Genomic DNA, 14,733 nt, shown 5'->3' on the forward strand with positions numbered 1-14,733 from the left:
CATGAGGAGCCGCAGCAGGGGGTGGTGCGGCCGCGTCGTCACGGTGTGGCGGCGAGCTGCTTGCGCCAGCGGGTGAACAGCCGGGGCTGGTTCATCCCGAGCACGGCGACCGGGTGTCCGGCGCGCCGGTAGACGGCGAGGACGTCGCGGTCGTCGGCGGCGCCCTGCTCGATGGTCACGCTGTCGGCGCCGGACGCGTGACCGGCGAACTGGATCTTCACGCCGTACTGGTCGGACCAGAAGTACGGCGGCCGGGGCACGCCCGGTTCCACCGCGCCGCCCGCCAGCAGGGCGGCGACGGCCGCGGCGGGCCGCTCCTGGGCACCGGTCCAGTGTTCGACGCGGCGGTGGTGTCCGGCGCGCGGGTCGTACCAGGAGGCGCAGTCCCCGACGGCCACGACGCCGGCGAGGCTGGTGCGGCCGTCGGCGCCGCACGTCACGCCGTTGTCGAGGGCGACACCGGATCCCTCCAGCCACTCGACGCACGGGCGGGCGCCCACGCCGACGACGACGATGTCGGCGGGGACCGTCCGGCCGTCCTCCAGGAGGACGGCGTCGACCCTGGCCTCGCCGCTCAGCCCTTTGACGCCGACTCCGCACAACAGCCGTACGCCGTGGTCGGCGTGGAGGGCGGAGACGATACGGCCCATCTCCTCGCCGAGCGGCCCGGCGAGCGGAGTGGGCGCCGCCTCGACGACCGTCACGTCCAGCCCGAGGGCGGAGGCGGTGGAGGCGACCTCGGCGCCGATGAAGCCGCCGCCGATCACGACCAGCCGTCCGCTCTGGGCGAGTTCGTCCCGCAGGGCGCGGGCGTCGTCCAGGGTGCGCAGGACGTGCACCCCGGCGAGGCCCTCGGAGCCGGGCAGTTGCCGGGCGGCGGCACCGGTGGCGATGACGATGCCGTCGGCCCGCACCGAGCCGCCGTCGGCGAGCCGGACGGTCCGCTCACGGGCGTCGAGTCCCACGGCCCGGGTGCCGAGCAGCCACTCGGCCCGCAGGTCCTCGCCGTCCGTCTCCAGCGCGAGGTCCCTCTCGCCGAGCACACCGGAGAGGAACTCCTTGGAGAGCGGGGGCCGATCGTACGGGCGGTGGAGTTCGTCGCCGATGACGACGAGCCGTCCGTCGTAGCCCTGCCTGCGCAGCGAGCGTGCCGCCGAGAGCCCGGCGAGCGAGGCGCCCACCACGGCCACCGTCCTCACGCGGGACCACCGGCGAGCCGGGCGGCCACGCAGGGCGGCAGGTTGGGGGCGTCCGTGGACACCTTCACGTAGATCGTGCCGTCCTCGACGACGACCTCGTGCGTCCGCACCGGCAGCTTGGCCGGCGGGGCGTCGACCGCCCCGGTCCGCAGGTCGAACTTCGAGGCGTGCAGCGGGCATTCCACCTCGCAGCCCTCCAGCCAGCCGTCGGCGAGCGAGGCGTCCTGGTGGGTGCAGGTGTCGTCGATGGCGAAGACCTCGCCGTCGTCGGTGTGGAACACCGAGACAGGCGGGTCGATGTCGAGCCGGATGGCCTCGCCTCGCGGGAGATCCACGAGACGGCACGCGGGAATCATCATGACACCTCGGTGCGTATAGCGAAACGGATTGCGGTAAGCGCAACATCAGTCTGGGGTCGCCCTGAACCCTTGTCAAGGCGTCGAAAGGGCCGCTTCGGACGGGTCCGCGGGCCCGCCTCAAGACAGCTCGAAACGCCCGTACCACCTGCGGAAACAGGCGGTACGGGCGCCGCGCGGGGACCTTCGGGATACGTGCTCAGAAGCCGCGGTCGAGCCATTCCCCGAGGTGCGGGGCCTCCGTGGCGATCGTGGTCGTCCCCCCGTGACCGGTGTGGACGACGGTGTCGCCCGGCAGGGTCAGCAGCCGGTCGCGGAGGGAGTCGACGAGGGTGGGGAAGTCGCTGTACGACCGGCCCGTCGCGCCCGGTCCGCCCGCGAACAGGGTGTCGCCGCTGAAGAGCGCCGTCAGGTCCGGCGCGTACACGCAGACCGCGCCGGGGGCGTGGCCCGGCGTGTGCAGCACGGTCAGTTCGACACCGGCCACCGTCAGGACCTGCCCGTCGGCGAGTTCACCGTCGGGCGCGCGCTCGGGGTGGGTCTGCTTCCACAGCGGCATGTCGTCCGGATGGAGCAGGATCGGGGCACCGAGGCGTTCGGCGAGGGCGGGCGCGGCGTCGATGTGGTCGTTGTGGGCGTGGGTGCAGACGATGGCCGTCAGCCTGCGGTCGCCGACGGCCTCGGCGATGGCGTCGGCGTCGTGGGCGGCGTCGATGACGACGACCTCGTGGTCGTCGCCGACGATCCACACGTTGTTGTCGACGTCCCAGGTGCCGCCGTCGAGGCTGAACGTGCCGGAGGTGACGAGGTGCTCGATCCGGGCGCCGGCCGTCACAGAACTACCACCGAGCGCAGCACGTCGCCGTGGTGCATCCGCTCGAAGGCCTTCTCGACGTCGTCGAGGGCGATGGTCTCGGTGACGAAGGCGTCGAGGTCGAGCCGGCCCTGGAGGTAGAGGTCGATGAGCATGGGGAAGTCACGGGACGGCAGGCAGTCGCCGTACCAGGACGACTTCAGCGAACCGCCGCGTCCGAAGACGTCGAGCAGCGGCAGCTCCAGCTTCATCTCCGGGGTGGGGACGCCGACGAGGACGACCGTGCCGGCGAGGTCGCGGGCGTAGAACGCCTGCCGGTAGGTCTCGGGGCGGCCCACCGCCTCGATGACGACGTCGGCGCCGAAGCCGCCGGTCAGCTCGCGGATCGCCTCGACGGCGTCGGTGTCCCGCGAGTTCACCGTGTGGGTGGCGCCCAGCCTCTTCGCGGTCTCCAGCTTCCGGTCGTCGATGTCCACCGCGATGATCCTCGCCGCGCCCGCGAGGTTCGATCCGACGACCGCCGCGGCGCCGACGCCGCCGCACCCGATGACGGCGACGCTGTCGCCCCGGCCCACGTCGCCGGTGTTGATGGCGGCGCCGATGCCGGCCATCACGCCGCAGCCCAGCAGGCCGGCGGCCGCCGCGGACGCGGCGCGGTCGACCTTGGTGCACTGGCCCGCCGCCACCAGCGTCTTCTCGGCGAAGGCACCGATGCCCAGCGCCGGGGACAGCTCGGTGCCGTCGGTGAGGGTCATCCTCTGCACGGCGTTGTGGGTGCTGAAGCAGTACCAGGGGCGGCCGCGCCGACAGGCCCGGCACTGCCCGCACACGGCACGCCAGTTGAGGATCACGAAGTCGCCGGGGGCCACGTCGGTGACCCCCTCCCCCACCGACTCCACGACACCGGCGGCCTCGTGGCCCAGCAGGAAGGGGAAGTCGTCGTTGATGCCGCCCTCGCGGTAGTGCAGATCGGTGTGGCAGACCCCGCACGCCTCGATCCTGACCAGCGCCTCACCCGGACCGGGGTCGGGCACGACGATCGTCTCCAGGCTGACGGGGGCGCCCTTCCCCCGCGCGACGACAGCACGGACCTGGTGAGCCATGGCCACTCCTCGGCTGATACGAGACCTGCTCCTGATGTTGCTTATGGCGGTACACAACGCATGTGCCGCAACACAGCATCAGGGCTGGCGGACCGGGGGTCAAGAAGGTGACCGGTGGATCCCGGACGGCGTACGCGCGGTCCGACCGCGCCGAGGAGAGGTACGGCTTCCCCCACGGCCGCCGCGGCGCCGACCCGGGCCCGCTCTCCCCCATGGCCGGCGTCATGAGGCCGACCGGGGCGAGGGCACCCACTCGCGCGCGGGCGCCGACCCCCCGGGCGACGCACGACGGTCGCGAGCCCCGGGCCCCGGGGGCCCAGGGGTTCCGGAGGGGGCGCGGGGGCGGTCGGGGGGCCTGGGGCAGGAGTGGCCGGGGAGACCGGGGCGGTCTCTAATGGTGGGGGGGGGAGCGGCGGCGACGGGAGGATGTACGGCGCGGTCGACCTGGGGCTTCGGCCGGTCGGTGGATCCGTCGGCGCCCGGTGACGACGGATGCGCCGCCCCGGCCGCGGCGGCTCTCGCGGCCGTGACGCAAAACGGTTCCTCGGAGCGTTCCCGGTGGTCCGGCGCGGCATGGCGCGGGGCGCCGCCGGGCACACATGGGTCGGGTTTGCGGTGAAGCGGCTGGGCACTCGGATCGTCCCAGTACCACGCTCCTGAGTTGAGGTGATCAACCCCCCGTGGGACGGGTGTCGGCCAGGGTCCCTCGCGTGCCGGTCACGGCAGCGAGCCGAGCAGAGGGCGACTGATGACGACGATCGGCCTGGAAGAGGAGTACATGCTGGTCGACCCTGTCACGGGCCTACCGGTCCCGTACGCCGAGAAGGTTCGCCTGTCGGCGTGTCTGGCGCATCTGGCGGAGGAGCACGAGGTGCACTACGAGCTGCTCCAGTCCCAGGTCGAGGTGACCACCCCGGTGTGCCACACCCTGGACGAGATCGGCGGGCACCTGCTGCGGCTGCGGCACGCCGTGGGCGCCGCCGCCGAGGAGCACGGCTGCCGTATCGCCGCCGCCGGGACACCGCCGCTGCGCGACGCGCGGTCCATGGCCGTCACGGACCGGACCCGCTACCGGGCCATGCTCGCGCAGGCACCGCAGCTGGTGGCGGAACAGCTGGTCAACGGCATGCACGTACATGTGGGCGTACCCAGCCGCGAGGTCGGCGTCGAGGTACTGAACCGGCTGCGCGTCTGGCTGCCGACGCTGACCGCGATGTCGGCGAACTCGCCGCTGTGGGACGGCCACGACACCGGCTTCGGCAGCTGGCGCACGGTCCTCTTCGGCCGCTGGCCGGTCAGCGGGATGCCGCCCTCCTTCGTCGACGCGGCCGACTACGACCGGCGGCTGCACCGGCTGGTGGACAGCGGCCTGATCTGCGACACCGGCCAGGTGTACTGGCAGGTCCGCCTCTCGGAGCGCTACCCGACCGTCGAGGTGCGCTGCCCCGACGTGCAGCTGCGCGCCGACGACGCGGTGATGTTCGCCGGGATCGTCCGGGCGCTGGTGGAGACCGCGCGCGCCGAGGCGGAGGCCGGTACTCCCCCGCCCGACTGCCCGCCCGAACTCCTGGAGGCGGCCATGTGGCACGCCGCCCGCCAAGGGTTGAGCGACACACTGATCGGCCCCGACGGCCTGCGCCACCGGGCCGGTGACGTGCTGTGCCGGCTGCTGGGCCATGTCGGGCCGGCGCTGGACGCGTCCGGCGACACCCGCGAGGTGACGAGCCTGGTGCACCGGCTGCTGCGGGGCGGTACCGGGGCGGACCGGCAGCGGACCGCCCTCGCGACGGGCGGTCCACGGGCGGCGATCGAGCTGATCACCACGGAGAGCACCCTGCCCTGACCCGGCAACGATGTCACGCCGGGCGGTACCGCCCGGTCAGGGGGCGCGGCGCTCGCAGGAGAGGTCGGGCAGGCGTACGGCGTCGGCCAGGGCCTGCATTCCCGTGTCGTTGGGATGGATGTGGTCGCCGTTGTCGAGGAACGGCAGCATGCGCTCGGGGTCGTAGGGGCTGCGCAGCACGCGGTCGAAGTCCGCCACCGCGTCGAACTCCCCGCCGGTGCGGATGAACGCGTTGACCTCCTGCCGTACTGCCTCGGCGGCCGGGTCCCACTCGTACCAGCCCTTGAACGGGCCGATCGTGGCGCCCACGACGCAGATCCCGGCGGCGTGGGCCCGGCCGATGATCTCGCGGTGGCCTGCGATCAGGTCGTCGGCGGTGACACCGGTGTGCGCCTTGATGTCGTTGACCCTTCGAAGAGGACGACCGTGCGGACGCCGGGGTGGGACAGGACGTCGCGGTCCAGCCGTTTCAGGGCGCTCTGCCCGGCCCCGTCGGCGAGCACCTCGTTCCCCGAGATGGACTCGTTGGCCACTGCCCCGATGTCGGTGCCGGGGTCGGCGCGGAGCCGTCGGGCCAGGCAGTCGGGCCAGCGGCGGTCCCGGTCGGCGGTGGACTGCCAGCCGCCGGTGAGGGAGTCGCCGAGGGTGACGACCGACCCGACGCGCGGGCGGGTCCGTACGGTGACGGCGTCGAGGTGGAACCACGAGCCGGTCGTCCCGGTCCACGCGTCCGGGCCCTCCTGCGCGGCGTGGTCACCGTCGGCGGTGTACGAGGTCTGCAGGGCCATGCCGTGTCCGGTGGCGGGACCGCCGCTCTCGGCCACGTACAGACTGATCACCAGCGAGGCGGCGGGCGATAGCCGTCCGGGCAGTGGATCGCTCAGCACCGTCGCCCGGCGGGTACGGTCACGGACTGCTTTCCGCCGAACCTCAGCGGGTGCGGTAGTTGGCGAAGAGGTCCCGGACGAGTTCCTGGGCGTAGGTGATGCCCTTGGCGTCGAGGGGACCGTGTTCGGGCGACCGGTCGCTGTCGGCGATGAGGACCCGCCGTTCCGCACCCGTGGCGGGATCGGTGACCGTCGTCGGCAGCAGGCGCGCTTGTACGCGCTGTCCCAGCCGTTTTCTGTTGTCAACAAGAGAAGCAGGATCGCTGTGAGGACGCTCGCCACCAACGGTCCGTCACGGTGCGGGAGTCGGCCCCGGCCGCTCGCCTCGGCCGACGGAGACGCGGCCGCCCGTCCGCGTCTGCGGGGTCAGTTCGACCTGTACCTGATGGGTCGTCTGGCGGTCGACGGAACCGCCCAGTTCGGCCGTCACCACCCCGATGCGCACACCACCGCGGCCCGAACCGGCCTGGTGGACCTGCACGGTGAACGTCAGGCTCACCTTGTCGACACTGAACCCGAGGGACCGGCCCTGCGCCTCGTCCTGCGCCCGCTCCAGTTCGCCCCTGATCTGGCGGATCACCTCGGTCAGTCCCACGAACCCCGGTTCATCCGTCAACTCGCACCCCCGTACGCCCGTTGATCCCTGTCGCCCCAGTATGCGCCGGGACGCGTCGCTCGTATAGTTGTGGTATGGCGGACGACGGGGGAGTCGTTGATGGTTCGTCACTCGAGACGCCGGGCTGGGCCGTACGCATCCGCCGGGCGGACGGAAGGATCGCGGGCGCCGGCATTCTGCTCAGCCCCGACCGGGTGCTGACCTGCGCCCATGTGATCGAGGACCGGGAGGCTCGGTTCGCCGCCGAGTTCGTGGGAGCGGCGCCCGGTCTCACGGTGCCCTCGGTCGCCGCGTGGGTCGACGGGGACGCGTACGTGCCCAACACCCGGGACGCCGACGGCGATCCCCTGGGCGACGTGGCGCTGCTGCGCCTCGAACGGCCGAGGCCCGTGGCGGAGACGACCCTGCTGTACCGTCTCTCCGCGCCGAACCGCGCGGTCCAGATGTACGGCTTCCCGTACGACCACAACGGCGGCATCTGGTTCCGGGCCAGCATCGTCGGCGGCTGCGGACGGGACGGGCAGGTCCAGTTGAGCCCGACGAGCCCCGGTGAGCTGGCCAGTCCCGGATGCAGTGGCTCGGGCGTGATGGACACCCTGACCGGCAAGGTCATCGGGATGGTCCTCAGCGGCATCTCCGACCAGCACGGCAACCTGTTCTCCTTCATGAGCCCGGCCGAGACCATCGTCCGCCACCTCCCCCAGGTCCGCCGGTGGACCCGCGGCAGGGCGGCCGTGGACGACGGGCTCAGGACGACCCGGCAGGACACGGCCGAGGCCCTGCTCGACGAACCGTTCGCCCAGCGCCTCGCCGACTGGCTCCAGGACGACGGACAGCAGGTGAAGATCAGCCTGGTCCCCGCCGGGGACGCGGTACGGGCCGCCACGCTGCGCCGCGCGATCACCCTCGCCGACCGGGAGTTGCGCACCGCGGCGTCCGTCGGCCGTGCCTCCCTCGACCCGCCCGGCACGGTCCCGTCGGCCGGCGGTCACGACCTGGCCGTGGACGCGACCGGACTGACCGCCGCGGAGATCGGCGAGCGGATCGCCGAGCGCATGGGGCTGTGGCAGCATCCCGCGGACCCGGTGGCGGAGCGGATCAGAGCCGCGGACGTCACCCTCACCCTGGTCGTCGTCGGGGTCGACGAGGCCGCCGATCCACCCGCGCTGCTGGAACTGCTGAAGGCCCTGCGCGCCAAGGGCAACCGCCTCCTGCTGGTGTTCCGCGACGCCGGCACCGTCTACCAGCGTGCCCGGAGCGAGCTGGTCATCGAACCCGAACGGCAACGCCGGGCCCGGCTCGTCGCACGGCTGGAGGAGATCACCGGTCCGCTCGCCCGTGCCCTCCACGAGGGCACGACCGCCGTACGAGCCTACGAGGTGCCCCCCGCCGACGCCGACCTGGTGCGGGCGCACGCCGCCCTCGCCGCCCTCAGGCTCCGGCGGGCCACGGCCGACGACGGCCGCCCGCACCCGGAGCTGGCCCGGTACGAGCGGCTCGCCCAGCGGGTTGCCGCACGGCTGACCAGGACCGTACGCACCCTCGACGCGCTGCGCGACCGGCGGGACGAACTGGACGGCCGACTCCGGGGCTACCACGACCTGCATCTGAACTCCGTACGAGGCAACGAGGAGGACCTGACCTTGGACGCTCTCCGTCTGCGCGCGCACGAACTGCTGCGGGCCAGGCCCTGCGACGTCAGGGCAGCCGAGGCCGCCGTGGAGGCGTACACCCGCCGCGTCGACCAGCGCGCCCCGCGGGGACGGGGACACGGAGGTGGCTCCGCGACATGACGTCCTCACCGGTGCCGTGCCCGAGAACCGACTGCGCGGGCAGCGGCCGCATCATGGTGACCGGCTTCTGCGACACCTGCCACCGACGGCCCCCCGACCAGATCCGGACAGCCCCGGCACGGCCCACCCCCCGAAGCACACCCCGGCCCGGATCCGCCTCCACCTCCGGACCGGGGAAGCAGACGTCGCGGCCCGCCCGGCCGGCCGACGAGACCCTCGACAACGACGGACTGGTGGTCCTCCCCGAGGTCCCCTCCCCCGAGGCGTCGGAGGCCGCGGCCACCGTCGCCGCCCCGCCCACCGGCGGCCGGCGCTGCGGCGTCGACAACTGCCCCGGGACCATCGGCGTCGCCTTCCCGGGCGGCCCCGCCCTGGCCCACGGCTACTGCCCCCGGTGCGGCCGCGCGTACTCCTTCGAACCGAAGCTGCGCCCCGGGGACCGGGTCGGCGACCACTACCGGGTGCTCGGCTTCCTCGCGGTGGGCGGCCTCGGCTGGGTCTACCTGGCGGAGGACACCCGGGTGCCGGACCTCCACGTCGTCCTCAAGGGGCTGATCAACACCGGGGACGCCGTCGCCCGGCGGTCGGCCGTCGAGGAACGCCGCTCCCTGACCACGCTCCACCACCGGGACATCGTGCGGATCGTGACGTACGTGCGACACCAGGAGCCCGGCGAGACGGAACCCACCGGGTACATCGTCATGGAGTACGTCGGGGGCCGCTCCCTCGACTGGATACGGCGGGCCTCCGACCCGGACCTCGCGGCCCTCTTCGGCGGGCCCTTCGGCATCGGCCATGTCATCACCTACGGCTGCAAGATCCTCGGGGCGCTGGAGTACCTGCACCGTCAGGGCCTGCTGTACTGCGACATGAAGCCCGAGAACGTCATCCACTACGGACGCGACATCAAGGTCATCGACCTCGGGGCGATCCGGCGGACCGACGACCGCTCCTCCACGCTCGTCTACACCTCGGGCTACGCGCCGCCGAAGAAGGAGCGCGACCAGCGGGGCTTCCACGTCGACACCGACCTCTTCACCGTCGGACGGACCCTGGAGACCCTGGCAGCGCGCGCCGAGCCCGCCGCGGGGCTCGCCGCCCGCTCCTTCGACGCGCTGATCAGACGCGCCACCCACGCGGAACCGGCGGCCCGCTTCACGTCCGCGGCGGAGATGTCCCGCCAGCTGTGGGAGGTGCTGCGGGAGCACCGGGCGCTCAGCGGGCACGCTCCGTACCCGGAGCGCTCCACCCGGTTCGAGCCGACGGCGGCCGTGTTCGGCGCGGCCCTCGGCACGGTCCCCGCGCTGGGCCACTGGACCCGCCGCTCCGCGCCGGACCCGCCGGAGCTGCCCGTCGGGGCACCGGACCCGGAGGACACCGCGCGGGCGCTGCCGGTGCCGATCCCCGATCCCGGGGACCCCGCGGCCGTCCTGCTCGGCGGACTCGTCTCCGGCAGCCCCGAACGCATCGCGGAACGTGCCGAACGGGACCCGGCGCTCGGCACCGTCGAGACGGCGTGGTGGTTGTGCCGCGCCTATCTCGCCGAAGGGGACACCGACCGGGCCGGACGGTGGCTCGACCGGGCCCGCGAGCGGAGCGGCGCCTATGACTGGCGGGGCTTCTGGCACCAGGGCCTGGTGTGGCTGACCTGCGGCCAGGTGCAGCGTGCGGAGGCCGAGTTCGCGGCCGCCTATGCCGCGCTGCCCGGGGAGTCGGCGCCGAAGCTGGCACTCGGGTTCTGCGCCGAGTACCGCTCGGCCGCGGAGGACCGGACGGAGGAGTACTACGAGGCCGTGTGGCGGCGGGACCGGACGCAGGGCAGCGCGGCCTTCGGGCTCGCCCGGCTCCAGCTGCGGCGGGGGGACCGGGCGCGGGCGGTCGCGGTGCTGGACGAGGTGCCGACGACGTCACGGCACTACGACGCCGCGCGTGTCGCCGCGATCCGGGTGCTCACCGGACGGGTGGCCGGATCGGGGCCGACGGTGGACGAGTTGGCCGACGCGGACCGGCGGCTGGCGCGGCTGGCGGGCCCCGCCCAGCACCTCGTGGGATCGGCGGCCTGGGACCGGCTGATCACCGAGGTCCGCGAGAACGCGTTGGCCGGCCGCCCGCCCGGCGGGTGGGGGCCGCGCTTCCCGGCCGGCGAGGTGTTCGGACCTCTGGACACGCGCCGGGCGTTGAGCGGTCGGCTGTCGGGCTCGCTGCGGAGACTCGCCGACCAGGCGGGCAGCGCCGTCGAGCGCGGTGAGCTGCTGGACCGGGCGTACGCGGTGCTCCCGGAGCCGGTGCGGCTGCGGGAGCTGCTGCGGGGCCGGCGACGGACGGCGTGAAGGTGCGGGCCCGCGGCCGGGACGTCGGCGGGCCGTGGACGGGCCGGGCGGGCCGAGGCCCGCGGACGAGGGCGAGGAGCACGGACACCGTGGACACAGGGGCATCCGTGAACGAGTGGGCGGGGAACGGGAGAACGGCGGGCGGCGGGGCCGCGGGGACCACGACGGTGGGCCTCGGCCTCAGCCAGTGGAAGTACCTCTCCCGCGAGGCGCCAGAACCGCGCATGCACGCCATCCTGACCGTCGAGGCCGACGGCACCCGGAGCGGCGGCGCGGGCCCGATGCTGGCGCAGGTGCTGGCCGTGGACTGCTCCAGTTCGATGGCGTATCCGCAGGAGAAGCTGCGCGCGGCCCATCAGGCGGCCGTGGCGGCGCTGCGGCTGCTGCCCGACGGCACGCCCTTCGCGGTGGTGAGGGGCACCCAGTCGGCGGACCTGGTCTATCCGACGACGGCGGCCATGGCGCGGGCCGACGCCCGGCACCGCGCGCGGGCGGAGCGGGCCGTGCTGAACCTGGTGGCCGGGGGCGGCACCTGCATCGGCAGCTGGCTCGACCTGGCGCGCGGACTGCTGATCGACGCGGACGCCCCCATCGGGCATGTCCTGCTGCTGACCGACGGCAGGAACCAGCACGACGAGCTGATGCCGCTGTCGGAGGTCCTGGAAGCGTGCGCGGGACGGTTCGTGTGCGACGCCTGGGGCATCGGCGACGGCTGGGACGGCCGGGAACTGCTGCGGATCACCAGCCGGCTGCACGGCACGGCGTCGTCGGTGCGGGAGGAGGCGTCCCTGCCCGAGGAGTACGCGCGGCTGGTGCGCCGGCTGCTCGCGAAGAGCATCCCGGAGCTGGTGATCGCGGTGACCCCGACGGCCGGGGCCGAGGTGCGCTCCCTCAAACAGGTCTTCCCGACCGAGGTGGAACTGGAGCCGGTGGGCACGGACGGCGACGGGACCCGGCGGTTCGTCACGCGCGCGTGGGGCGACGAGGTCCGCCGGTACCAGCTGTGCCTGTCCGCGGACCCGACCGGCCTGCCCCTGGGCGAGGACCTGCAGCTCGCGGTCGTCGCCCTCGACGTACCCGGCGGTCACGGGGTGGAGGTGACGCCGCCGCTGCCGTGCGTGGTGCACTGGACCGACGACGTGGCTCTGTCCGGGCGCAGCGACGTCCAGGTCGAGCATTTCGAGCGGCACCAGCGGCTCGGCGAGGCCGTCGCCGCGGCGGCGGACGCCCACCGCGACGGGCGGCGCGACGCGGCGCAGCAGCACCTGGGCCGGGCCGTGCGGCTCGCCCACGCCATCGGCGCGGAGCAATCCCTCGACCGGCTGGAGCGGCTGGTGGAGGTCCTCGACGCGGAGGCGGGCCGGGTCCGGCTCCGTCCCGGGGTGGCGGCCGTGGACTTCGAGCATCTGATCACCGCGAGCAGTCACAGCACGTACGGGCCCGACGCGGGCTCCACCGACGACGTGTTCCCGGGCGACCCGTTCGCCGCCACCGTGCGCTGTCCGTCCTGCCGGGAGCGGACTCCGGCGACGGCGCGCTTCTGCCCGTCGTGCGGTCACGACCTGCGGGAACGGGCGTGAACGCCACCGGTCGTGATCTGGTGCGCAGGCTGTGGGTGCTGTCGTCCCTGGCGGTGGTCTCCACGCTGGTGCTGTTCGTGTCCTACCGGGGCGTGCACGGCGACACCGTACCGCTGGCGTCGTCGAGCGCGCCGGGGATCCTGGCCGTGGACACCGCGAGGAGCGCCGTGCAGCAGGCGCACACGGCCGTCGACGTCGACGGGAGCGGGCCGGGGCCGGAGGCGACGGGTGACTTCCACACCCGGATATCGGTGGCCCACCAGAGCATCGCCGTCGCGGCGTCGGAGGACGTGGCCGGTCCGGCGGACCGGCACACCCTGAAGACGATCACCGGGTTGATCACGGTGTACTCGGCGTGGGTGGAGCTGGCCGGGCAGGAGGAGGACGCGTCGCTGCGCGCGGCGTTCCTGCACTACGCCGAACGGGGCCGGGACGACATCGTCGAGCGCCTCGACGAACTACGGGACCGGCGGCTGGTGGTCGCCCGTGAGCAGGCGTCGTTCCCCTGGCCGCTGTGGCTGGGCTGGGGCGCGGTGGTGGTGCTGGGCCTCGCGCTGTGCGGGGCGCTGGTGGAGGCGCAGTGGTTCGCGCGGCGTCGCTTCCGTACCGCCGTGCAGCCGTGGCTGCTCGCCGCCACGGTCCTGTGGGCCGGCTGGGTGACGGTCCTCGGCTGGTTCACGCTGCGGGCGCGGCGGGCGATGACCGAGTCGCTCGCCGAGCTGCGCGAGGTCCGGTCGGCGGACGGGATCCCCGAGGCCGGGGCGAACGTGGAGCGGTACATGGCGGACGCCGGCTTCTGGGCGTCACTGTCCGGCTGGATCCTCGTAGGAGGGGTCGTGCTGATGGTGCTGACGGTGTCGGGGCTGGGGCCGCGCATCTCCGAGTACCGGTTCAGGGTGCCGCGGTGAGCCGCCCGCGGGCCAGGACGCTCGTCGCCGCCGGGGTGTGTCTGGTGCTGCTGGTCACGGTGGTCGCGGTGGTGCGTCTGACGGAGGGCTGGACGGGGTCGGTCACGGTGCTCGCCAACTGGAGCGGCGCCGAGCGGGAGCAGTTCGAGCGGGCGGTGCGGCCGTTCGAGGAGGAGCACCGCATCGACGTCGTGTACCAGGGCAGTTCCGCCCTGAGCCAGGTGCTGGCGGCCGATCTGGCGGCCGGTACCCAACCCGACGTGGCGGTGCTGCCGGGTCCGGGTGAGCTGACGGCGTACGCGGCCGAGGGCCGACTGCGGCCGCTGGACGGGCTGTTCGAGGCGGGTGACTACGACGGGTTCTGGGTGCCGCGGGTGGCGGGCCGGGACGGCCGGGAGCGCACGTACTGGCTGCCGGTGAAGACCGGTCTGAAGAGCATGGTGTGGCACGGGGGCGGTCTGTCGGGGGACGGGATCGGGCGGGCCGCCGGTGAGCCGGACCGCTGGTGCGTGGGCATGGAGTCCGGGGCCACCTCGGGCTGGCCGGGCACCGACTGGGTGGAGGACATCCTGCTGCAGCAGGCCGGTGCGGAGGTGTACGCGCGGTGGGCGAACGGCGATCTCCCGTGGACGGACCCACGGGTGCGGAAGGCGTGGCGGACCTGGGGCGCCATGGTGGGCGCGGGCGACCGGTCCCGGGTCGGCCGCCTGCTCCAGGACAACTTCGCCCGGGACTGCCCCCGGCGGAACCTGGAGCACCTGGGCTCGTTCCGCGACAGCCACTGGAAGCAGTCGGCGGGCGACTTCGTGCACTCCGCCGAGGTGATCCCGGGTGCGCGGGAGGGCGCCGACCACTGGGAGGTCTCCGGGGACCTCGCGGCGCTGCTGAATCCGACGGACGAGGCGAGGAAGCTGATCCGTTTCCTGGCCGATCCCGGCACCCGACTGCCGGACTTCACCGCCCACCGCAAGGCCGCGGCGCCGGCCGGTCCCGAGGACGCGCCCAGGCGGCGGATCGGATCGGTCCTGCGGGGCGCGGAGCGGCGACTGTGCTGGGACGCCTCGGACACCATGCCTGCGAACCTGCGGGACGCGTTCCACCGGGCGGTGCTGCGTTTCCTGGTCTCTCCCGGCGAACTGGACTCCCTGCTGCGGGAGTTGGAGGCCCTGAGCGGTGACCGCCGCCCGACCCTGCCGGTGTGCGGCGGCGGTTGACGGGCCGACGGCGAGGGCCCCGGTTCATCCGGGTGGGGCGGACGCGCCCCTGACGGTCATGTCGTCGCCCCTCGGGCGGGACGGCGCGGG

Annotated in this window: 11 protein-coding genes and 1 pseudogene; 6 read left to right on the forward strand and 6 right to left on the reverse strand. The window is 73.8% G+C overall.

Going from position 1 to position 14,733, the window contains the following annotated elements; translation table 11 throughout:
- Positions 1–38 precede the first annotated feature (38 nt).
- The 4 genes from GSY65_RS02765 to GSY65_RS02780 form a co-directional block, all read right to left on the reverse strand.
- Complete coding sequence (locus tag GSY65_RS02765) at positions 39–1,199, reverse strand: NAD(P)/FAD-dependent oxidoreductase (RefSeq protein ID WP_159765771.1); 1,161 nt, start codon at positions 1,197–1,199, stop codon at positions 39–41.
- Entirely contained in the window at positions 1,196–1,558 is a 363-nt protein-coding gene (locus tag GSY65_RS02770; protein ID WP_159765772.1) for a bifunctional 3-phenylpropionate/cinnamic acid dioxygenase ferredoxin subunit, read from the reverse strand. The genes GSY65_RS02765 and GSY65_RS02770 overlap by 4 nt, the downstream gene beginning before the upstream one ends.
- Before the next feature lie 196 nt (positions 1,559–1,754).
- A complete protein-coding gene (locus GSY65_RS02775) occupies positions 1,755–2,390 on the reverse strand; it encodes an MBL fold metallo-hydrolase (RefSeq protein WP_159765773.1) in 636 nt (211 codons plus the stop codon).
- Entirely contained in the window at positions 2,387–3,472 is a 1,086-nt protein-coding gene (locus tag GSY65_RS02780; protein WP_159765774.1) for an S-(hydroxymethyl)mycothiol dehydrogenase, read from the reverse strand. The genes GSY65_RS02775 and GSY65_RS02780 overlap by 4 nt, the downstream gene beginning before the upstream one ends.
- A 748-nt stretch (positions 3,473–4,220) precedes the next feature.
- On the opposite strand from GSY65_RS02780, the gene GSY65_RS02785 reads away from it, so the two are divergent.
- Complete coding sequence (locus GSY65_RS02785) at positions 4,221–5,315, forward strand: carboxylate-amine ligase (RefSeq protein ID WP_159765775.1); 1,095 nt, start codon at positions 4,221–4,223, stop codon at positions 5,313–5,315.
- Between the two features lie 36 nt (positions 5,316–5,351).
- On the opposite strand, the pseudogene GSY65_RS02790 reads toward GSY65_RS02785, so the two are convergent.
- Both GSY65_RS02790 and GSY65_RS02795 read right to left on the reverse strand, forming a co-directional pair.
- Positions 5,352–6,315, reverse strand: a pseudogene (locus GSY65_RS02790) (SGNH/GDSL hydrolase family protein); the annotation flags it as partial.
- 179 nt (positions 6,316–6,494) lie between these two features.
- Positions 6,495–6,797, reverse strand: coding sequence for a trypco2 family protein (locus GSY65_RS02795; RefSeq protein ID WP_236579679.1), 303 nt, complete (start codon positions 6,795–6,797; stop codon positions 6,495–6,497).
- A gap of 95 nt (positions 6,798–6,892) precedes the next feature.
- On the opposite strand from GSY65_RS02795, the gene GSY65_RS02800 reads away from it, so the two are divergent.
- From GSY65_RS02800 to GSY65_RS34245, 5 genes are all read left to right on the forward strand, one after another.
- A complete protein-coding gene (locus GSY65_RS02800) occupies positions 6,893–8,611 on the forward strand; it encodes a trypsin-like serine peptidase (RefSeq protein WP_159765777.1) in 1,719 nt (572 codons plus the stop codon).
- The gene (locus tag GSY65_RS02805; RefSeq protein ID WP_159765778.1) at positions 8,608–10,941 is read left to right on the forward strand and encodes a serine/threonine-protein kinase; all 2,334 of its coding nucleotides are present in this window, start codon (positions 8,608–8,610) and stop codon (positions 10,939–10,941) included. The genes GSY65_RS02800 and GSY65_RS02805 overlap by 4 nt, the downstream gene beginning before the upstream one ends.
- 89 nt (positions 10,942–11,030) lie before the next feature.
- Positions 11,031–12,521, forward strand: a complete 1,491-nt coding sequence (locus tag GSY65_RS02810) for a zinc-ribbon domain-containing protein (protein WP_236579680.1) — start codon at positions 11,031–11,033, stop codon at positions 12,519–12,521.
- A complete protein-coding gene (locus GSY65_RS02815) occupies positions 12,518–13,429 on the forward strand; it encodes a hypothetical protein (protein WP_159765779.1) in 912 nt (303 codons plus the stop codon). The genes GSY65_RS02810 and GSY65_RS02815 overlap by 4 nt, the downstream gene beginning before the upstream one ends.
- Positions 13,426–14,643, forward strand: a complete 1,218-nt coding sequence (locus tag GSY65_RS34245) for an extracellular solute-binding protein (protein WP_159765780.1) — start codon at positions 13,426–13,428, stop codon at positions 14,641–14,643. Before GSY65_RS02815 ends, GSY65_RS34245 begins: the two co-directional genes overlap by 4 nt.
- Positions 14,644–14,733 lie beyond the last annotated feature (90 nt).

Source organism: Streptomyces sp. HM190 (assembly GCF_009857135.1).
GTDB classification, from domain to species: Bacteria; Actinomycetota; Actinomycetes; order Streptomycetales; family Streptomycetaceae; genus Streptomyces; species Streptomyces heilongjiangensis.

Excerpts from the sequence above, each read along its gene's own strand:
- GSY65_RS02770 (WP_159765772.1), bottom strand. The coding sequence starts at position 1,558 with ATGATGATTCCCGCGTGCCGTCTCGTGGATCTCCCGCGAGGCGAGGCC.
- GSY65_RS02785 (WP_159765775.1), top strand. The coding sequence starts at position 4,221 with ATGACGACGATCGGCCTGGAAGAGGAGTACATGCTGGTCGACCCTGTC.
- GSY65_RS02800 (WP_159765777.1), top strand. The coding sequence starts at position 6,893 with ATGGCGGACGACGGGGGAGTCGTTGATGGTTCGTCACTCGAGACGCCG.
- GSY65_RS02780 (WP_159765774.1), bottom strand. The coding sequence starts at position 3,472 with ATGGCTCACCAGGTCCGTGCTGTCGTCGCGCGGGGGAAGGGCGCCCCC.
- GSY65_RS02805 (WP_159765778.1), top strand. The coding sequence starts at position 8,608 with ATGACGTCCTCACCGGTGCCGTGCCCGAGAACCGACTGCGCGGGCAGC.